Source organism: Bradyrhizobium sp. 132, from assembly GCF_023074185.1.
In the GTDB taxonomy this organism is placed as follows: domain Bacteria; phylum Pseudomonadota; class Alphaproteobacteria; order Rhizobiales; family Xanthobacteraceae; genus Bradyrhizobium.
In genome coordinates this window covers 79,251-97,419 of the sequence record NZ_JADPKY010000043.1, presented here as the reverse complement: position 1 = coordinate 97,419, position 18,169 = coordinate 79,251, and the positions used below count along the sequence as shown (strand labels likewise).

Below are 18,169 nucleotides of genomic sequence, written 5' to 3'. Positions count from 1 at the left end.
TCATCCTCCCGCTCACATGACACATCGCCGTCTCGCACATGCGTCACCGTTCTGGCTACGCGGACGCATCGCCAGCTTTCCCGGCGGCAAACGAAAAAAGCCACCCGTCCCTCCCGAATGAGGTGACGAATGGCTCAAATGCCGCGGCTATGATCTTCGCTTTAGGGTCCGTGATCGAACAAAGCACTCAGTGCAAGGAGCTGGACGTCATCGGCCAGATCGGCGCACGCGAGGTTCGACAGGTCACCCTGTAGGAGAAAAGTCTAAGGACCTGCCCATCGCGTTGTCAACGATGCTGTCTGCCTAAATTTCGAGAGTTCTGCGCAGCAAAACGGCAAGCCACTTGCGCTGTCATCGGCGATGATGATTTCATCTTCGCGTTACGCGATCGAAAGCCGTCAATGACCAAGCCGTATGTTCCCGTTGGCATCATCTGCTCGCAGTCCGGGCCTTATCAGGCAATGGGCCGCGAGATCCTCAAGAGCGCGATGATGGCGGTCGACGAGATCAACAGCCAGGCGGAGTTCGACTTCGCGATCGCGCCCCATATTCGCGATCCCCGCGGCATCGTCTCCGAATATCACACGGTCTGTGACGACCTCATTCGCAATGTCGGCGTCGAGCACATCATCGGCTGTTACACCTCGGCCTCGCGCAAGCAGGTGCTTCCCATCGTGGAGCGCACCGATCGCCTGCTCTGGTATCCTGCCCGCTATGAAGGCTTCGAGTGCTCGGACAACGTGATCTATGTCGGCGCCTCGCCCAATCACAACGTGCTGCCGCTGGTCCGCTACGTGCTCGACAATCTGTCACGGGAAATCTTCTGCGTCGGCTCCAACTACGTGTGGACGTGGGAGACCAATCGCGTCACCCGTGAACTGGTCAGCGCGGCAGATGGCCACATCCTCGCCGAGCGGCTGCTCGAGCTCGGCGAAAGCGCCGTCGGTCACATCGTCGACGAGATTGTTCGCCGCAAACCGCCGATCGTGTTCAATACGCTGGTCGGAAGCTCGAGCTACGACTTCATCCGCGCATTTCACGCCGGCACCAAGGCTGCCGGGCTGGAGATTCCCATGCTGAGCTGTAGCCTGTGCGAGCCGGAACTGGCGATCGTCGGGCCGGCATCGGCCGGCTGTATCACGTCGTCGGCCTATTTCGAGAGCATCCGGCTGCCGGAGAACCGCGCCTTCGTAGCGCGCTGGAAGGCGCGCCATGGCGAGGACAGCAGCCCCTCCGTTGACGGGCAATCCGCCTATGTCGCAGTCTATCTGCTGGCGCGCGCGCTGCAGCGCGCGGGCACGTCCGACATTGCCGAGGTGCAGCGCGCCGCGGCGGGATATCGCTACAATTCGCCGCAAGGACCGGTGTGGATCGACGGCGGCAACAATCATTGCGTCCTTACACCGCGGCTTGCCGTATCCAATCCGCGAGGACAGTTCGATATCTTCTGGGAAGCCGACGCGCCTGTTAAGCCTGATCCTTACCTGACGCAGCTCGACGTTGTCGCCAGTCCATCGAGGGAAACCTCGGCGGGCGGCGCATTGCCGAATGCGCCGCATTTGCGGGTTGTGAAATGAGCAGACCGTCTTCATTTTCGCTGCGCGGACGCAGGGCGCTCGTCGCCATTAAGGACGAACGCGATGTGACCATCGTGCGACGCCAGTTCGAGCGCCTCGGAATCGAGTGCGTTGCATGGACACCAGGAGAGCCCGTCGACTTCGCACCGGATCTGTCGCTGATCGACGACGAGTTCCTGCCCTTGCTGCAGGCGGCGCAACGCGCGTTCCTGGCGCGGTCCCCTGTCATCGCGCTGCTCGGCACCGAGACCCCAAGCCGCCTGAAGCTGGTGTTCGAACTCGACCCAGCTTCGTTCCTAGTCAAGCCGTTACGATCGGCCGGCATCTATGCCGCGCTCGTCATGGCATTCGAGCGAAACGAACGCACAAGCGAATTGAAGCAACAGATCCTCAAACTCGAGCAGCGCCTGCGGTCACGTCGTGTCGTACTTGCCGCCGTTCTCCAGGTGATGCATTCGCATGCGCTTGCCGAACCTGCCGCCTTTGCGCTGATCCGAAAAGCCGCCATGGAGCAACGCAAGACGATCGAAGAGCTTTCGGCAGAGATTACGGCAAGCGGCATGCTCCCACGCGCAACGGGTTAGATCGCCTCCAGCTGCGGGCGGGCGTGACAGGCCGCAATCTCCTATGCCCCGCTGGACTCTTTGCTGTTGCATCGTCACATCGAGAAGATGAGCCGTAGCACGCGCATCGCATAGCGCTCGATGAGCTCTCAACTGATTGGCACCATCGGGCAAACTCTGGTTTCGGCTTCTGGCCGCATAGTTGACATCCCAACGGCTGTAGCTGCGGTCTGCTATTCGGGACAAATCAGGCAACCATCTCCCGTCCAGCGCCCAACTGATAAGCTTTCGTATGAAACCTTATCAGTCGGCATGCTTACTCCGATTCGTATGCGTCGCTTTTCAGTTGCTCGGATTTCCAGGACAACCGCGCGTCAACTAAATTCGGTAACGCTCTCTCGCTGGAACAGAAATTCCAGGAGACACTTATTCACCCAGATGAACCTCAGGTCCACTGGGGCACCGAATGTAACGTTTTCCAAGCTCCTCCACGCGGCGCCAAATTACCTCGCCAGGCCAGTTCGAGCAGGCGGTGTTCGCCTCTGGAAGTTGCTCCAATTTCGGCCTGAGGCGTGTCCAGGTGCTCTGTTGACAGACTCGCTCTGCAAGAACTCGGCTTGCTAGCGCGAGAAGCGTCGCGCACCTCCGTCAACGTGGACTACCTGTCCCGTGATGTAACGGGCAAGTGGTGAGGCAAGAAAGGCGACCAGCACCGCGAGATCTTCCGGTTCGCCGATATAGCGGCAGGACAATTTTCAGCGACCCATTTGCGCTGAGCCTGGCAACAATTCTGGTCGATCTGCTCGGAGTGCAGCCGACCTGGCGGGATTGAATTGACCGTGATCCCATCCTTGCCGACAACGCGGGAAGGCGACTTTGCCCAGATGTCGGTGGCCCCATTGGGGGAATGCCGCCGTTCAACGCCAACGGATCGTCGCCTCCCGTCAGATTGATGATCCGGCTGAATTTCTGTGCTTGCATTATGGGTACGAAGGCATGGGCGAGTTCCCGACCGGCATGAAATTAAGCGCCATAGCCTCATCCCATTGTTGACGCGTGCCGAGCCCGTCGAAGGGCCGCGAACCGCCGGCATTGTTGACGAGGATGTCTAGTCGGCCGAAAGCGGCAACCACATCATCTCTGATCCTCGTAGCTGCGTCGTGCTGCGTGATATCCGCGACAATGACCAACGGCCGCTCGCATCCGATAACCGCAATCTCTTCCGCAGCGTTCTTAGGCGGTCTTCTCGCTGGGCCACGGCTGCGAGGCAACATCCTTTCTTCGGCAAGCATCTGCGCGATCCCGCCGCCGAGGCCGACGCTGGCACCGGTGACAGGCGCGACCTTGCCGGCGAGCTTGAGATCCATGGTTTTCCCCTTTTTGCCACACCGCGCAAGGCTGATCTCGCCTAGCGGTACCGGCGCGCATTCTGTCCTTTGGGAAAGACCGCGGCATCATTACCAGCAACCCCTGTGAGCGCGGTGGTCGGCTCTATGTCGCAGACCGCCGAGACAAGATCTGGACCGAGCAGAACATCGCCGCAGTCCTGTCAGTCGGCTCCCCCGAGATCCAGCTGGCGCTGGTCTTGGCTTTGTGGAGCGGACAAAGGCAAGGCGACCTGTTGCGGCTGCCCTGGTCGGCCTACGAGAGCCCTTACATTCGCCTTCGCCAGTCGAAGGGAGTCGGCGCGTCGCAATGCCTGCCGGCGGTCCTCTGCGAGCTCTACTCGACACCACCGAAAGTCGGGGACCCCTTATCTTGACGAACACGCTGGGCCGGCCTTGGACGTCCGACGGTTTTCGGACATCGTGGGCAAAGGCTTGCGAGCGCGCCGGTATCGAGGGCCTGACATTTCATGACCTGCGCGGCACGGCGGTGGTTCGGTTGGCGATCGCCGGCGCTAGTGTGCCACAGATTGCCGCAGTCACCGGTCACTCCCTGAAGGACGTCGAGGCTATTCTCGATGCACACTATCCCGGACGTGACATTCAGCTCGCAGAAGCTGCCGTGCTCAAGCTCGAAGCAAGAACAAAACTGTAAACGGTGGTGTAAACGGCGCTGGTTTTGCCGTTTGCTCAAACCGCTAAGTGTTTGATTTATTTGGTGGGCGCACCAGGGCTCGAACCTGGGACCCGCTGATTAAGAGTCAGCTGCTCTACCAACTGAGCTATGCGCCCGAAAGGCGGTCAATGCCTTGCGAGGTCGGTCGTTTAGCAAAGCGATCCCGGTCTGGCAAGCGATGCAGCGAAGGTTTTTCCACAGTCCTCAGAAAGCGAAAAGCCGCTGGATTCCAGCGGCTTCGCCAAGGTTGATCCCGGACCACACTTGAAGGCTTAGAGCCGCCCCTCGCGGTCCCGGTCCGGGCCGGCATCGCGGTCGAAACGGTCACGGTGGAAGTGGTCCATGCCGCGCTCCATCATGCGGTCCATGCCCCGTTCCATGAAGTGGCGGCGCGGGCCGTCTTCGCCGCCGCCGAACGGGCCGCGGTGACGGGTCAGTACGGCGAGGCGCCGCTTCTGGCCCTCGTCCAGGGTCTTGTAGAGCGGATCGGCTGCATCGGCGATCTTCTTCAGGGCCGCCGAGTTCGTGCCCATGTCCTCGGCGCGCTGGCGCAGGCGCGCGATTGGATCCTCGGGCTTGTCGGCATCGCCGGGGCCGGCATTCATCCGCGCATTGGCGCGGTCGATGCGCAGCTTGGCGAAGTCGCGCACCGCACTCTCGACCGCCGGCAACAGCTTCTCCTGGTCCGCGCTAAGCTTCAGTCCGGCATGGACGGCGGCGATCCGCGCGTCGACGAAAGCGGCGCGGTCTTCCGGATTCATGCGCATGTGGCGCATGTGCTCGTGCATCCACGGGCGATGATATTGGGCATAGACCGCGCCCGAGCCGGCGATGCTGAGCACGGCAATGGCGGCGATGGTAAACTTCCTCATACGAACCTCCTTGGAAGGACGCCCTGAAGATGAGGGTCGCAAGGCTGACGCGCAACTTACAAGTTGGACAGAGAGAGCCTTCTTACACCCCTGAATGTCCATTCAGATGCAGACTGAAACGATTTGCAACAAAAACGGGGCCTCCGCGGGGTCTGCACGGAAGCCCCTTCATTCACGGCCGATCCGGATCAGTTCGTCGTGCTCTTCGCTTCCTTCTGGAACTCGTCGATCAGCGGCTGGCCGATGCGGCCTGCGGCGTCTTTGTAGACCGCCTCCATGGCCTTGCGCATCGCCTCGTCCTGCTCCGGCGTGAGCTTGATGATCTCGCTCTTTCCGCTCTTCTTGATCTCCGCCAGCGCGGCGTCGTTCTCTTTCTGCGACTGCGTATTGTTGAAGTCGGTCGCTTCCTTCATCGCCTTCGAGAGCTGGTCGCGAATGTCGGCCGGCAGATCGTCCCAGAACTTCTTGTTCACGATCACGACGTAGCCGATGTAACCGTGGTTGGTCTCGGTGATGTACTTCTGCACCTCGTGCATCTTCTGGGTATAGATGTTCGACCAGGTGTTCTCCTGCCCGTCGACGACGCCGGTCTGGAGCGCCTGGTAGACTTCCGAGAACGCCATCACCTGCGGCAGCGAGCCGAGCGACTTGAACTGGGCCTGGAGCACGCGCGAGGACTGGATGCGGAACTTGACGCCCTGATAGTCCGCCGGCGTCACCAGCTTCTTGTTGGCGCTCATCTGCTTGAAGCCGTTGTCCCAATAGGCCAGCCCGGTGATGCCCTTGGAGTCCAGCAGCTTGAGCAGCCGAAGGCCGAGCGGGCCTTCCGTCACCTTCCGCAGCGTCTTCAGGTCGGGAAGGATGTAGGGCAGATCGAACACCTCGAATTCGCGGATGCCGAGCGGGCCGAACTTGGAGTTGGACGGCGCCAGCATCTGCACGCTGCCGAGCTGAAGCGCCTCGAGCTCTTCCTTGTCCTTGTAGAGCGTAGAGTTCGGATAGATCTCGACCTTGACCTTGCCGCCGGTGTACTTCTCGGCAAGCTCCTTGAATTTCTCCGACGCCTTGCCCTTCGGCGTGTCGGTGGCCACGACGTGGCTGAACTTGATGATGATCGGCGATTGCGCCGATGCCGGCCCGGTCAGCGCCAAAGCCGCAATCGATGTCGCAGCCAAAATGAGTTTCCGCATGCTTCCTCCCCCCATGTCCTTATGGGGCACGGACCGCCGGCCCCCGGGACTTGAACTCTTGGGGGCAGATTTATAGGGAAGCACGCCAAGGCGCCATTGCCCCTTAGCAGGGGCCTCCTTGCAAAAATGCGGTACCCGGAAAGAAGCGCCCGCACTGGACGATGAACGAAAAACGCGGCACCGAGGCGCCGCGCTTTTGCAGATTGGCCGCGAGAATGAGCGTCAGCTCGCCGCTGCCGTCGTCACCGTGTCGCGCTGGCGCTTCATGACGATCTTGTTCAGCGCGCCGAGATAGGCCTTTGCCGAGGCAACCAGCGTATCCGGATCCGCCGCGCGCGCCGTCATTGCACGTCCCTCATGCGACAACCGCACCGAGACCTCGGCCTGCGCGTCGGTGCCTTCGGTCACCGCATGGACCTGGTACAGCTCGAGCTTGGCTTCGTGCGGCACCAGGCGCTTGATGCAGTTGAACACCGCGTCAACCGGACCGTTGCCCTCGGCCTCCTCGATCCTGATCTGGCCGTCGACGTCGAGCTTCATGGTCGCGCGCTGCGGGCCATGGGTGCCGGCGATCACGGTCAGCGAGGTCAGCTTGATGCGGTCATGCGAAGCCGCCATTTCCTCGTCGACCAGCGCCTCGATGTCCTCGTCGTAGATGTCCTTCTTGCGGTCGGCCAGCGCCTTCATGCGCGTGAACGCATCTTCCAGCTGGTTCGGACCGAGCTTGTAGCCCATCTCCTCCAGCTTGTGCACGAAGGCGTGGCGGCCGGAATGCTTGCCGAGCACCAGCGAGGACTGCTTCAGGCCGACCATCTCCGGCCGCATGATCTCGTAGGTCGAGGCGTCCTTCAGCACGCCGTCCTGGTGGATGCCGCTTTCATGCGCGAACGCGTTCCGGCCGACGATGGCTTTGTTGTACTGCACCGGGAACGAGGTCGCCGCCGACACCACTTTCGAGGCGCGGGTGAGCTGCGTGGTGTCGATCTTGTTCCACCACGGAAACTTGTCGTTGCGGACATTGATCGCCATCACGACTTCTTCCAGCGCGGCATTGCCCGCCCGCTCGCCGATGCCGTTGACAGTGCATTCGATCTGGCGCGCACCGCCGGCGATGCCGGCCAGCGAATTCGCAACAGCCATGCCGAGATCGTTATGGCAGTGCACCGAGAATACCGCCTTGTCCGAATTCGGCACGCGCTCGATCAGCGTGCGCATGAAGTGGGTGTATTCCTCGGGCGTGGTGTAGCCGACGGTATCCGGAATGTTGACCGTGGTGGCGCCGGCCTTGATGACGGCCTCCACAATCCGGCACAGATAGTCCATCTCGCTGCGGGTGGCGTCTTCGGCCGACCATTCGACGTCATCGATCTGGTTGCGGGCGCGCGCGACCATGGCGACCGAGGTCTCGAGCACCTGCTCCGGGGTCTTGTTCAACTTCACCCGCATATGCAGCGGCGAGGTCGCGATCACGGTGTGGACGCGGCCGCGCTTGGCGAATTTCACCGCCTCGGCGCAACGGTCGATGTCGGCGGGATGCGCGCGCGACAGGCCGGCAATCACGGCGTTCTTGGAGCGGCGGGCGATCTCGCTGACCGCCTGGAAGTCGCCTTCAGAGGTGATCGGGAAGCCGGCTTCGATGACGTCGACGCCCATCTCGTCCAGCATCTCGGCCACCTCGATCTTTTCCTCGAAGGTCATGGTGGCGCCGGGGCACTGCTCGCCATCGCGCAGGGTGGTATCGAAAATGATGACGCGGTCCTTCTCGGACTTGTTCACGGTAGCCATTTCAAATTTCCTTTTGAGCTTCTGCGCCATCAGTTTTCTGGGCGCTTGAGGTGTCCGGTGATCTCGACCAACCCCTGAGCGCCCAGGCGCATGGCGCCCAGCCGGCCCTCAGGGGCAAGTAAGAAGAAGCCCGCCAATAAGGAGGGAGGGCAGCAGCGCGGCCGGGATCGTGGCGGCGGCCAGAGCCACCTCCCCCGAAATCCCATCGATTTGGCCGCGAATCAGCATTGCCAGACCCTGTTGAGCCCTCAAATCCTCGGTCAAAACCGTTGACGGTTGGTTGCCGGGGGGCTCGATCGGCCGTTTCTAGACGAAAAATAGGAGCAACTGCAACGCCAAAAGATGGACAGAAAGGCTGACGTGATTGCAGCGCGGGCGATATCACCAGATGTGCTGCAAGTGCTTGCGCCTTCCGCCGGTAGCTATCCCGTGCGGCGAGCGCGAGCCCTGGTCTCCCAGCGGTCCAGCATCTGACCCAGCTCGCCGGTCGCGACCGGCGCGGCTTTATCGGCGTTCGCGACCTCGTTGGTGTTGGCCGGCGCGTTGGCACCGAGCCACTCCGGCTCGGAGTACTCGCGCCAGCGGCGCGCCTCAGCTCGCCTTTTGCGGGAGACGTGGTCGCGGGTGAAATAGCCGGCCGCAAATGCAATCCCGAGCAGCAAAACCAGTACGACGACAGCGACCACGGCGAACTCCGACTTTACACCCCGAGTGACGTTCTGCCAGCGTCGCGCAGGAGGTCAAGGCTTGACATGCTCCACAGTTTGGCAACGCTCCGAAGGCGTTCCGGGGAAGCCGTCACGCGGGGACGAATTTGTCGTTTCCATGTTCGACGTTCCCACGCTTTTGCCGGCCCGATATCACGCGGAGGATGCGTACCTCCCCCTCGCAACCGTCATCGGACCGGACTAACTTGCCCTGCTCGGCCGGATCAACCGGCTAGCCGAACATGACCGGGAGGACGCGATGACACGCCAGGAAGCTCGTGACCACGAGCAGCGTGACCAGGATGCTGCGCTTTCACGACGAACACTCGTTCAGGGGCTCGCGCTGGGTGCTGCCGCCACAATGGCCGGCGCCGGCTCCGCGCTGGCCCAGACCGGACCCGCCGCACCGCCGACGACGATCACCACCCCGCCACGCGATTTCGGTCCCAACGGTGCCCCGACCACCTATTTCTGGGATCCCGACATCATTGCGGTCGATCCGTCCTTCAACGATCTCGCCCAGCCCAACACGGCGATCAAGCGTCTCTATACGGGCGTGCTGTGGGCTGAAGGCCCGGCGTGGAGTGCACAAGGCCGCTATCTGCTGTGGAGCGACATTCCCAACAACCGGCAGATGCGCTGGAGCGAGGACGACGGCCGCGTCAGCGTGTTTCGTTCGCCGTCCAACAATTCCAACGGCAACTCGTTCGACTTTCAGGGCCGCCAGCTCTCCTGCGAACATTTGACCCGGCGGGTGACGCGCTACGACCACGACGGCACCGCGACCGTGCTTTGCGACAATTACAACGGCAAGAAGCTGAACTCGCCTAACGATGTCGTCGCGCATCCCGACGGCAGTTACTGGTTTACCGATCCGCCCTATGGCGGCCAGCTCTACGAAGGCGAGCCCGATGCCGCAGGCGGTCCAACCAACTCCGGCGGCAAGCTCAATCCGCGGATTGGGCAGCCGGCCGGCTTCGTGCCGGGCAAGCGCGAACTGCCGACCAATTGCTATCGCATCGATCCCTCGGGCCGTGTCGATCTCGTCGTCACCGAGGAGCAGGTGCCAGATCCGAACGGCCTGTGCTTTTCGCCGGACTTCAAGAAGCTTTACGTCGTGTCGACCGGCAAGGGACCCGGCGACACCGGGCCCGGCGGCAAGGGCGAGATATTCGTGTTCGACGTTGGCGGCGACAACAAGCTCACCAACCAAAAGCGGTTCAGCGAGTGCGTGATCGACGGCGTGAAGTGCGGGCCGGACGGCGTGCGCTGCGACGTCAACGGCAATGTCTGGGCTGCCAGCAATGCCGGCCGCGCCGTCGGCTACAGCGGCGTGACGGTGTGGTCGCCGGACGGCAAGCTGCTCGGCCGCATCCGGCTGCCCGAAGTGTGCGGCAACATCTGCTTCGGCGGCCCCAAGCGCAACCGTCTGTTCATGGCCGCGAGCCAGTCGGTCTACGCGGTGTATACGGCCACGCAAGGCGCAGGGCCCGGCTGAGCCCGCGCGAGAGACCGCAAGCACGGGCGTCGGCGTGGACCGCCGGCGCCCGATCGCTTTCCGCGGGTGCGATCTGCACAAATAACGGTCACGAGCACCGCGGCGAACTTGCGCGTTGTGACAGCAGTTCGAACGCGTGCGCAGAGTTGCGGTTCCCTGGTCGCAATCAAGTTACGCCTCGGGCAAATCTCCGCCATCAATCCAACGAAGATTGAATGGCGCGCCAAGGCCGCAGTGCGGCGCGAAGGCATGCTGCTCTTCGTTCCCGCGCCCGGCTTGAACCGGGAGTTGCGCGATGCGCCGTATGCCAAACGACACCATCATCGTCAGCGTTGGGACCCAGCAATTCGTGACTGAGTTTGGAGACCCGGGCCTGCCGACAATGACGTCGTCATTGCATCGATGAAAAACAGATCGTCCGCCGCGTTCAGCGGAGACTCCGGTAGTTCCATCAGCGATCATGCGCATGGCGGCTGGAGGGGGTCCATACCGCGGATCTCCATGCGAAGGATTTCATTGTGTAGAGGGAATTCATGCGCGTTGTGATCTGCGGCGGCGGCGTGATCGGGGCCTGTACCGCCTGGTTTCTCCGCCGCCGCGGCATCGACGTCATCGTCGTGGAGCGGACAGACATCGCGGCCGCAGCATCAGGCAAGGCGGGCGGCTTCCTCGCGCGCAACTGGTGCGAGGGCTCGCCGCTCGATGCGCTGGCGCGACGGAGCTTTGCGATTCATGCGCAACTGCCGGAAGAGATCGCAGGCGATTGGGGCTATCGCCCGATGACCGCTTATAGCGGCTTCGTTGCTGCCGATGGCCATCCGCTCCGGGATGCACCCTCCGCGCTCGGCTGGCTGAGCAACGGCGTCATCATCGCACAGCGCATCGGCACGACGGAGACCACCGCGATCGTTCACCCCAAAAAATTCACCTCAGCCGTGATGAACGCGGCGCTCGCGCAAGGCGCCGAGCTTCGCGCCGGCAACGTGGCCGGTATCATGCGCGATGCGGACGGCACGACCGCGACGGGCGTCGAGGTCGACGGCCGCACCGTGGAGGCGGACGCCGTCGTGATCGCGATGGGACCATGGTCGCTGCTCGCCGCGCAATGGATGAGCCTGCCCGCCGTCTTCGGCCAGCGCAGCCCGAGCATCGTGTACGACACCGGCACGGATGCTCCGGCCGATGCGCTGTTTCTGGAGTCTGAAGAGAATGGCAGCGCCGTGTCAGTCGAGGTCTTTCCTCGCGCTGACGGCAGCACGCATATCACCGCTCTCTCCGACTTCGCGCCGCTTCCGCTCGATCCGGCCGCCGTGACGCCGGACCACGACGCGATCGCGCGCCTGCAAACCATGTCCGAGCGGCTGTCGCCGCTGTTCCGCTCCGAGAGGATCATTGCGCGGCAGGCTTGCTTCCGGCCGCTGACACAGGACGGCCTGCCGCTGATCGGCCGGGTACCGCAGAGCAACGGCCTCTATGTTGCGACCGGGCACAACGTGTGGGGCATCCTGAATGCTCCCGCCACGGGCGAGGCAATGGCGCAACTGATCGCTGAGGGTGCGACGCGCAGCGTCGACATCTCGCCCTTCTATCCGGCCCGGCTCGAGCCGCTCGATCCATCGCTGCTGCGAGCGCGCTGAGCCAACGCGCAGGTATCGCAATTCAACGATCCGGTTGCTGGGCGCGATAGCTGCGCATGCCTACCGACGAAATCTGCATGCCTGCGCGTGAAACGGGTCCGGCAGCTCTCCCGCCCGCTAATTGCGCAGCGCTAGACTTTAGTTCGTCTGTCGCAATCCTGAACGCGGTTTCACTTGCCGAGAATGCCTCCGCCGGTATAGTTGCCGACATAATGGCTCACAAGAGGCCTTTTCAAAGGGAGAGAATAACATGAAGAAACGACTCTCTGTCGCATTGCGAATATCGCTCGGTGCGGCCGCGGCCGGTGCGTTGATGACGGCGTCAGGCGCGGCACTTGCCGCCGATCCCATCAAGATCGGCGTGATCGCGGAAGCGCAGGCGATTGCCGGCGCCTCCATCCCTCAGGCGGCACAGCTTGCCGCCGACGAGATCAACGCCAATGGCGGCGTCGACGGCCGCAAGATCGAGATCATCGGATACGACAATCACTCCTCCTCGGCAGATTCAGTGCGCGCGTTCCAACGCGCGGTGAACGAGGACAAGGTGCAGGTCGTCATCGCCAGCTACATCAGCGAGGTCGTGCTGGCGCTGGAGCCCTGGGCTTCGCGGCTGAAAACGCCGTTCGTGACGCCCGGTGCTGCTTCCAACGAGATCAGCAAAAGCGTCCACGCCGATTACGAGAAGAACAAGTATACGTTCCACGGCTATCTGACGTCAGCGGCACTGGCGCTCTCGGTTTGCGACGGCGCCAAGGACCTCCTCGTCGACAAGATGCACATGAAGACCGCGGTCATCATGAGCGAGGACGCCGCCTGGACCAAGCCGCTCGACGTCGGCTACGAGGAATGCCTGCCCAAGATCGGGCTCAAGGTGCTCGATCACATCCGCTTCTCGCCTGATACCACCGACTTCACGCCGATCTTCAACAAGATCGAAGGCTCAAAGCCCGACGTGATCATCACCGGTATCTCCCATGTCGGCGTGCAGCCGACGGTGCAGTGGAAGAACCAGCAGGTGCCGATCCCGATGTTCGGTATCTCGTCGCAGGCCACCAACGAGACTTTTGGCAAGGATACCAACCAGGCCGCTGAAGGCGTGCTCTACCAGGGCGTTTCCGGGCCCGGCGTCGCGGTGACGCCGAAGTCGGTGCCGTTCGCAGAAGCCTTCAAGAAGAAGTTCGGCAACTATCCCTCCTATGCCGGCTACACCTCTTATGACGAGGTGTACTACATCGCCGATGCCGTGAAGCGCGCCGGCTCGACCGACGCCGACAAGCTCGTCGATGCGCTCGAGAAGACCGACTGGGAAGGCACGATCGGCCGCGTCCAGTTCTACGGCAAGGACGATCCGTTCACCCACTCGATCAAATACGGCAAGGGCCTGATCACCGGACTGATGCTGCAATGGCAGGACGGCAAGCAGAGCGCAGTCTGGCCCAAGGATGTCGCCAAGGTCGGCGTCAAGTTCCCGAGCTTCATCAAGCTCTCGAACTAGCCGGAACAGCTCCCGGGACCACTTCCCGGGAGCTTCCACACGCGGCTTTCCGCAGCACATTCCTCCAGCAAGATCGTCTGGCCAATCATAGATGCGAGCTTTCCAGATTCTGATTGATGGCTTTGCCATCAGCGCCCTCTACGCTCTCGGTGCCACCGGCTTCACACTGATCTTCGGTGTCTCTGGTGTGCTCAACCTCTCCCACGGTGCCATCATGGTGGCGGCAGCGGTGGCGGCCTGGGCCGCCGCCAGCATTCTCAATGTCGGCACCTATGCTGGCGCACTGATCGGCGTCGGAGTTGCCCTCCTCACAGCCTTTGCCACCTATTTCGCGGTGGTGAAGCCGATCCAGGACTCCCGGCGCATACCGAATGAAGAGAAGGAGATCTTCGTCCTCACCGGCACGCTGCTGTGGGGGATCATGATCCAGGAGGTGATCGCTTATTTCTTCACCAACAACGCCAAGACCGTGCTGCCGATCGTCGATGGTGTCGTCGAGATCCTCGGCGTCCGCACGCCCAAGAACGAGATCTTTACCGCGATCGTGTGCTGCTTCGTCATCGCGCTGTTGTGGCTCCTGGTGAACCGCACCCGCACCGGAAAGGCGGTGCTGGCGGCATCGATGAACCCGCGCGGCGTCACCCTGCTCGGGCTCGAGCTCACCAACATCTATGTCGTGGTGTGGGCGATCTACGGCATCCTCGCCGGCATCGCCGGCGTGCTGCTCGGAATGTTCCTCGGCGTCAGTTCCTACAGCGTCGGACCGCTGACGGCGAGCGCATTCTCGATCGTCGTGCTCGGCGGTCTCGGCAGCGTCTCCGGCTCGCTGATCGCGGCCTTCGTGGTCGGCTATCTCGAAACCCTCACGGCCTATCTGATCTCGCCGGCCTATCGCACCATTCCGGCGCTGCTGCTGCTCGTGTTCGTGATGTACATCCGGCCCCAGGGCCTTCTGGGGAGGCGCTGAGATGGCCAGCTTCTTTACGACACGCCTGTTCTTCATCTCGCTCGCCCTCGTCATCATCGCGGCAACGCTGCCGCTCTACGTCTCCGGCTACGTGCTCGGGCTGCTCACCGTCGCGTTCTATTTCGGCGTGTTCGCGATGGCCTGGGACCTGCTGTTCGGCTTCGCCGGCGAGGTCAATTTCGGGCCGACCTTCCTGATCGGCGTCGGCGCCTACACCGCCGGCATCCTGAACGCCCAGTTCGGCTGGTCGGTTTATCTCTGCATCGTGCTCGGCGCGCTCGCCTCCGTGATCGCCGGCCTCGTGCTGGCGCTACCGGCACTTCGGGTGCGCGGACCGTATTTCGGCCTGACCACGCTGGTCGCGGTGCTGATGCTGCAGAATTTCATCGTGGTTTTTGCCGATCTCACCGGCGGCGAGATCGGCCTGACCATCCCGGATGTCATCACCATCAACGCCGGCGCAAACTACTGGATCGCGCTTGGCTTCATGACGATTTCGGCCGCGATCCTCTACGGCCTGTCGCAATCGCCGGTCGGGCTGGTGCTGCAGGCGAGCGGCCAGGACCCGGTGCAGGCCGGCGCGCTCGGCTTCAACATCGTCAAGCACAAGCTCGCCGCCTTCATCGTCAGCGCGTTCTTCTCAGGGTTATCAGGCGCGCTGCTGGTGTTCTACTTCGGCACCGCCTCGGTCGGCACCGTGGTCGACGTCGCGGTCGGCGTCAACGTCATCGTCTCGGCCGTACTGGGCGGCCGGCGCACGGTGCTTGGCGCGGCGCTGGGCGCGATCTTCCTGATCGTCGCCGGCGAATTCCTCAGGCCGACCGGCGAGCTCGCGACCTTCATCGTCTCGGCGGTCGCGCTTCTCGTCGTGCTGTTCTTCCCCGGCGGCTTCCTCGGAGCGGCTCTCTCGCGTGAGGCGCGCTCGTGATGGATATGAAGACTTCAAACCGGGCCGTGCTCGAAGTCCGCGGCCTGACCAAGCGCTTCGGCGGATTGACGGCGGTGAAGAACCTCGGCTTCGAGGTCAACAGCGGCGAGATTTTTGGCCTGATCGGGCCGAACGGCTCGGGCAAGTCGACCGCGATGAAGAGCGTGATGGGCATCGAGCGCCCGACCGCCGGCGAAGTGATCTTCGAAGGCGAGAACGTCGCCGGCCTTCCCGCGCACAAGATCGCGCGCAAGGGCTTTGGCATGGTGTTCCAGCACTCGCGGCCGCTGAACCGGCAGACGGTGCTGGAGAACATCATGGTGGCGCTGCTGCCGGACAGCCTGTTCATGCTGTTCCCGGACAAGGCGCTGGTCGACCGCGCCAAATGGATTGCCGACCGCGTCGGTTTGGGCGCCGTCATGAATCGCCGCCCGCCGACGCTGCCCTTTGCCGACCTGCGCCGGCTCGAGCTTGCGAAAGCGATCGCGCGTGATCCGAAGGTGGTGCTGGTTGACGAACCCTTCGCTGGCCTGACGCGCGGCGAGGTCGACGTCTTCTCCGACCTGATCCGCAGTTTTCGCGACGAAGGCCGCGCGGTGATGCTGGTCGACCACAACGTCAAGAGCGTCGCGGCCCTGGTCGACCGCGTGCTCGCGATGTATCTCGGCGAGGAGATCGTCACCGGCAAGGCCGAGGACGTCATGAAGAACGAGACCGTGCGCCGGGTCTATCTCGGCGGCGCTATCGAGACTCACGCGCGGCCCGAGACCAGCTTCAAGGACAAGGTGCCGCTGCTCCAGGTCGAGAATGTCAGCGTGTTCTATGGCAAGGCGCAGGCGCTGGAGAACGTCTCGATCCACGTCCACGAGGGCGAATTCGTCTCGATCGTCGGCCTCAACGGCGCCGGCAAGACCACGCTGTTCAACACCATCTCCGGCTTCCTGCCTTATAGCGGCGAGATCGCGCGCGGAGGCGAGAAGCTGCGCGGCACGACGCCGGCCAAGATCGCGCGCAGCGGTCTTGTGCAGTGCCCGGAATCGCGAGAACTGTTCGGCGAGATGAGCGTTCGGGAAAACCTCGATCTCGGCGGTCAACATCTGACCGACGACAAGCGCGCGACGCAGCTCGCCTGGCTGTTCGAGCTGTTCCCGATCCTGAAGGAACGCCAGGGCCAAATGGCTCAGACGCTCTCCGGCGGCGAGCAGCAGATGCTCGCGATCGGCCGCGCGCTGATGATGCAGCCGCAGATCCTGATCCTGGACGAGCCAACGCTGGGCCTCGCCCCTGTCATCCTCGAACTCCTGTCCAAGGCGTTAACGAAACTGCGGCAGACGACGTCGATCACGGTGCTGCTCGGCGAGCAGAACGTGACTTTCGCGCTTCCACATGCCGACCGCGTCTATGTGCTCGAACATGCAAGGATCGTCTGGGAGGGCGATCCCGGCCGCTTCGCCGCGGAGGCTGGCGCCGATTTCCTGTAATTCACAGCCCAACAACAAAACAAGAAGGGAAACGACCATGCGACTATCTACGATTCTCGGCAGCAGCCTCCTCACCTCTGCGCTGGCGCTGTGCCTCGCCGCCCCCGCCTACGCGCAGTCGAATGATCCGATCAAGATCGGCGTCATCGCCGAAGTGCAGTCGATCGCGGGCGCCGCGACGCCCGGCGGCGCGCAGATCGCCGCCGACGAGATCAACGCCAAAGGCGGCATCCTCGGCCGCAAAATCGAGATCGTGACCTACGACAACAAGAGCTCCTCGGCGGACTCGGTGCGCGCCTTCCAGCGTGCCGTGAGCGAGGACAAGGTGTCGGCCGTGATCGCGAGCTATATCAGCGAAGTCGTGCTGGCGCTCGAGCCCTGGGCGGCGCGGCTGAAGATGCCGCTGATCACGCCCGGCGCGGCCTCGAACGAGATCACCAAGGCGATCCACAACGACTACGAGAAGAACAAGTACACCTTCCACGGCTATCTGACCTCGGCGGCGCAAGCCCAGCTCGTCTGCGACGCTGCCAAGGACTTGCTCGTGGACAAGCTCAAGTTCAAGACGGCCGCTATCATGAGCGAGGACGCGGCCTGGACCAAGCCGCTCGACGTTGGCTACGAGGCCTGCCTTCCGAAAGCAGGCCTGAAGGTCGTCGAGCATGTGCGGTTCTCGCCCGACACCACCGACTTCACCCCGATCTTCAACAACATCGAGGGCAAGAAGCCGGACGTGATCGTCACCGGCATCTCTCATGTCGGCGTGCAGCCGACGGTGCAGTGGAAGAACCAGCAAGTGCCGATCCCGATGTTCGGCATCAGCGCGCAGGCGCTGAGCCCGACTTTCTGGAAGGACACCAATGGTGCCGCCGACGGAGTGCCGTCGCTGGCGGTCGCCACGCCCGACGTCGCCGTGACCTCCAAGACAAAGCCGTTCGCGGCGGCGTTCCAGGCCAAGTTCGGCTCGCCGCCGGCCTATACCGGCTACACCGCCTATGACGAGGTCTACTTCATCACGGAGGCGATCAAGCGCGCGGGCTCGACCGATCCCGACAAGATGGTCACCGAGCTCGAAAAGACCGACTACGAGGGCACGATCGGCCGCATCCAGTTCTACGGCAAGGACGACGAGTTCACCCACGGCATCAAGTCCGGTCCCACGACCGTATCCGGTCTGGTCTTCCAGTGGCAGGACAGCAAGCAGATCGTGGTCTGGCCCGAGAAGATCGCGGAGGGCAAGCTGAAGTTTCCGAGCTTCGTGAAGCTGTCGCAGTAGCACTTCGGGCTGGGCGCCGGGCTCGGTACCGAGCGCCCCATCACCCTTGCAAGGCCCGTCGCTTCAACTGCGACGGGCCTTCGCTTTGTGCAGAACGCAGCTGGTGCGCTGGCATCGGAGGACCCATCCTGC

The 18,169-nt window shown here is 62.9% G+C and carries 16 protein-coding genes and 1 tRNA gene; 10 read left to right on the top strand and 7 right to left on the bottom strand.

Going from position 1 to position 18,169, the window contains the following annotated elements; translation table 11 throughout:
- Positions 1-401 precede the first annotated feature (401 nt).
- Positions 402-1,577, top strand: a complete 1,176-nt coding sequence (locus tag IVA74_RS08260) for a transporter substrate-binding domain-containing protein (RefSeq protein ID WP_247341515.1) — start codon at positions 402-404, stop codon at positions 1,575-1,577.
- A complete protein-coding gene (locus tag IVA74_RS08250) occupies positions 1,574-2,161 on the top strand; it encodes an ANTAR domain-containing protein (protein WP_346730923.1) in 588 nt (195 codons plus the stop codon). Before IVA74_RS08260 ends, IVA74_RS08250 begins: the two co-directional genes overlap by 4 nt.
- A 599-nt stretch (positions 2,162-2,760) precedes the next feature.
- On the opposite strand, the gene IVA74_RS08245 is transcribed toward IVA74_RS08250, so the two are convergent.
- Together IVA74_RS08245 and IVA74_RS08240 are read right to left on the bottom strand one after the other, a co-directional pair.
- On the bottom strand, positions 2,761-2,892 hold the full coding sequence (locus IVA74_RS08245; protein ID WP_276576996.1) for an SDR family oxidoreductase: 132 nt from the start codon (positions 2,890-2,892) through the stop codon (positions 2,761-2,763).
- A gap of 228 nt (positions 2,893-3,120) precedes the next feature.
- Entirely contained in the window at positions 3,121-3,507 is a 387-nt protein-coding gene (locus IVA74_RS08240) for an SDR family NAD(P)-dependent oxidoreductase (RefSeq protein ID WP_247341507.1), read from the bottom strand.
- Positions 3,508-3,898: 391 nt separating this feature from the next.
- On the opposite strand from IVA74_RS08240, the gene IVA74_RS08235 reads away from it, so the two are divergent.
- Entirely contained in the window at positions 3,899-4,180 is a 282-nt protein-coding gene (locus tag IVA74_RS08235; RefSeq protein WP_247341505.1) for a tyrosine-type recombinase/integrase, read from the top strand.
- A 61-nt stretch (positions 4,181-4,241) separates the two neighbouring features.
- On the opposite strand, the gene IVA74_RS08230 is transcribed toward IVA74_RS08235, so the two are convergent.
- The 5 genes from IVA74_RS08230 to IVA74_RS08210 form a co-directional block, all read right to left on the bottom strand.
- Positions 4,242-4,317, bottom strand: a tRNA-Lys gene (locus tag IVA74_RS08230).
- A 156-nt stretch (positions 4,318-4,473) separates the two neighbouring features.
- The gene (locus IVA74_RS08225; protein ID WP_247341503.1) at positions 4,474-5,073 is read right to left on the bottom strand and encodes a Spy/CpxP family protein refolding chaperone; all 600 of its coding nucleotides are present in this window, start codon (positions 5,071-5,073) and stop codon (positions 4,474-4,476) included.
- Positions 5,074-5,261: 188 nt separating this feature from the next.
- On the bottom strand, positions 5,262-6,263 hold the full coding sequence (locus IVA74_RS08220; RefSeq protein ID WP_247341500.1) for a TRAP transporter substrate-binding protein: 1,002 nt from the start codon (positions 6,261-6,263) through the stop codon (positions 5,262-5,264).
- A gap of 222 nt (positions 6,264-6,485) precedes the next feature.
- A complete protein-coding gene (locus IVA74_RS08215) occupies positions 6,486-8,048 on the bottom strand; it encodes a 2-isopropylmalate synthase (RefSeq protein WP_247341498.1) in 1,563 nt (520 codons plus the stop codon).
- 422 nt (positions 8,049-8,470) lie between these two features.
- A complete protein-coding gene (locus IVA74_RS08210; RefSeq protein ID WP_247341496.1) occupies positions 8,471-8,734 on the bottom strand; it encodes a hypothetical protein in 264 nt (87 codons plus the stop codon).
- A 280-nt stretch (positions 8,735-9,014) separates the two neighbouring features.
- Here IVA74_RS08210 and IVA74_RS08205 point away from each other — a divergent pair, with 280 nt between their 5' ends.
- The 7 genes from IVA74_RS08205 to IVA74_RS08175 all read left to right on the top strand — a co-directional run bounded on the left by IVA74_RS08205 (position 9,015) and on the right by IVA74_RS08175 (position 18,037).
- The gene (locus IVA74_RS08205; protein ID WP_247341494.1) at positions 9,015-10,253 is read left to right on the top strand and encodes an SMP-30/gluconolactonase/LRE family protein; all 1,239 of its coding nucleotides are present in this window, start codon (positions 9,015-9,017) and stop codon (positions 10,251-10,253) included.
- Positions 10,254-10,786: 533 nt separating this feature from the next.
- On the top strand, positions 10,787-11,890 hold the full coding sequence (locus IVA74_RS08200; protein ID WP_247341492.1) for an FAD-dependent oxidoreductase: 1,104 nt from the start codon (positions 10,787-10,789) through the stop codon (positions 11,888-11,890).
- A gap of 250 nt (positions 11,891-12,140) precedes the next feature.
- Positions 12,141-13,385, top strand: a complete 1,245-nt coding sequence (locus tag IVA74_RS08195) for an ABC transporter substrate-binding protein (RefSeq protein WP_247341490.1) — start codon at positions 12,141-12,143, stop codon at positions 13,383-13,385.
- A gap of 91 nt (positions 13,386-13,476) precedes the next feature.
- Complete coding sequence (locus IVA74_RS08190) at positions 13,477-14,352, top strand: branched-chain amino acid ABC transporter permease (protein WP_247341487.1); 876 nt, start codon at positions 13,477-13,479, stop codon at positions 14,350-14,352.
- A gap of 1 nt (position 14,353) precedes the next feature.
- Entirely contained in the window at positions 14,354-15,280 is a 927-nt protein-coding gene (locus tag IVA74_RS08185; RefSeq protein ID WP_247341485.1) for a branched-chain amino acid ABC transporter permease, read from the top strand.
- A complete protein-coding gene (locus tag IVA74_RS08180) occupies positions 15,280-16,761 on the top strand; it encodes an ATP-binding cassette domain-containing protein (RefSeq protein WP_247341483.1) in 1,482 nt (493 codons plus the stop codon). The genes IVA74_RS08185 and IVA74_RS08180 overlap by 1 nt, the downstream gene beginning before the upstream one ends.
- Positions 16,762-16,798: 37 nt before the next feature.
- Complete coding sequence (locus IVA74_RS08175) at positions 16,799-18,037, top strand: ABC transporter substrate-binding protein (protein ID WP_247341481.1); 1,239 nt, start codon at positions 16,799-16,801, stop codon at positions 18,035-18,037.
- Positions 18,038-18,169 lie beyond the last annotated feature (132 nt).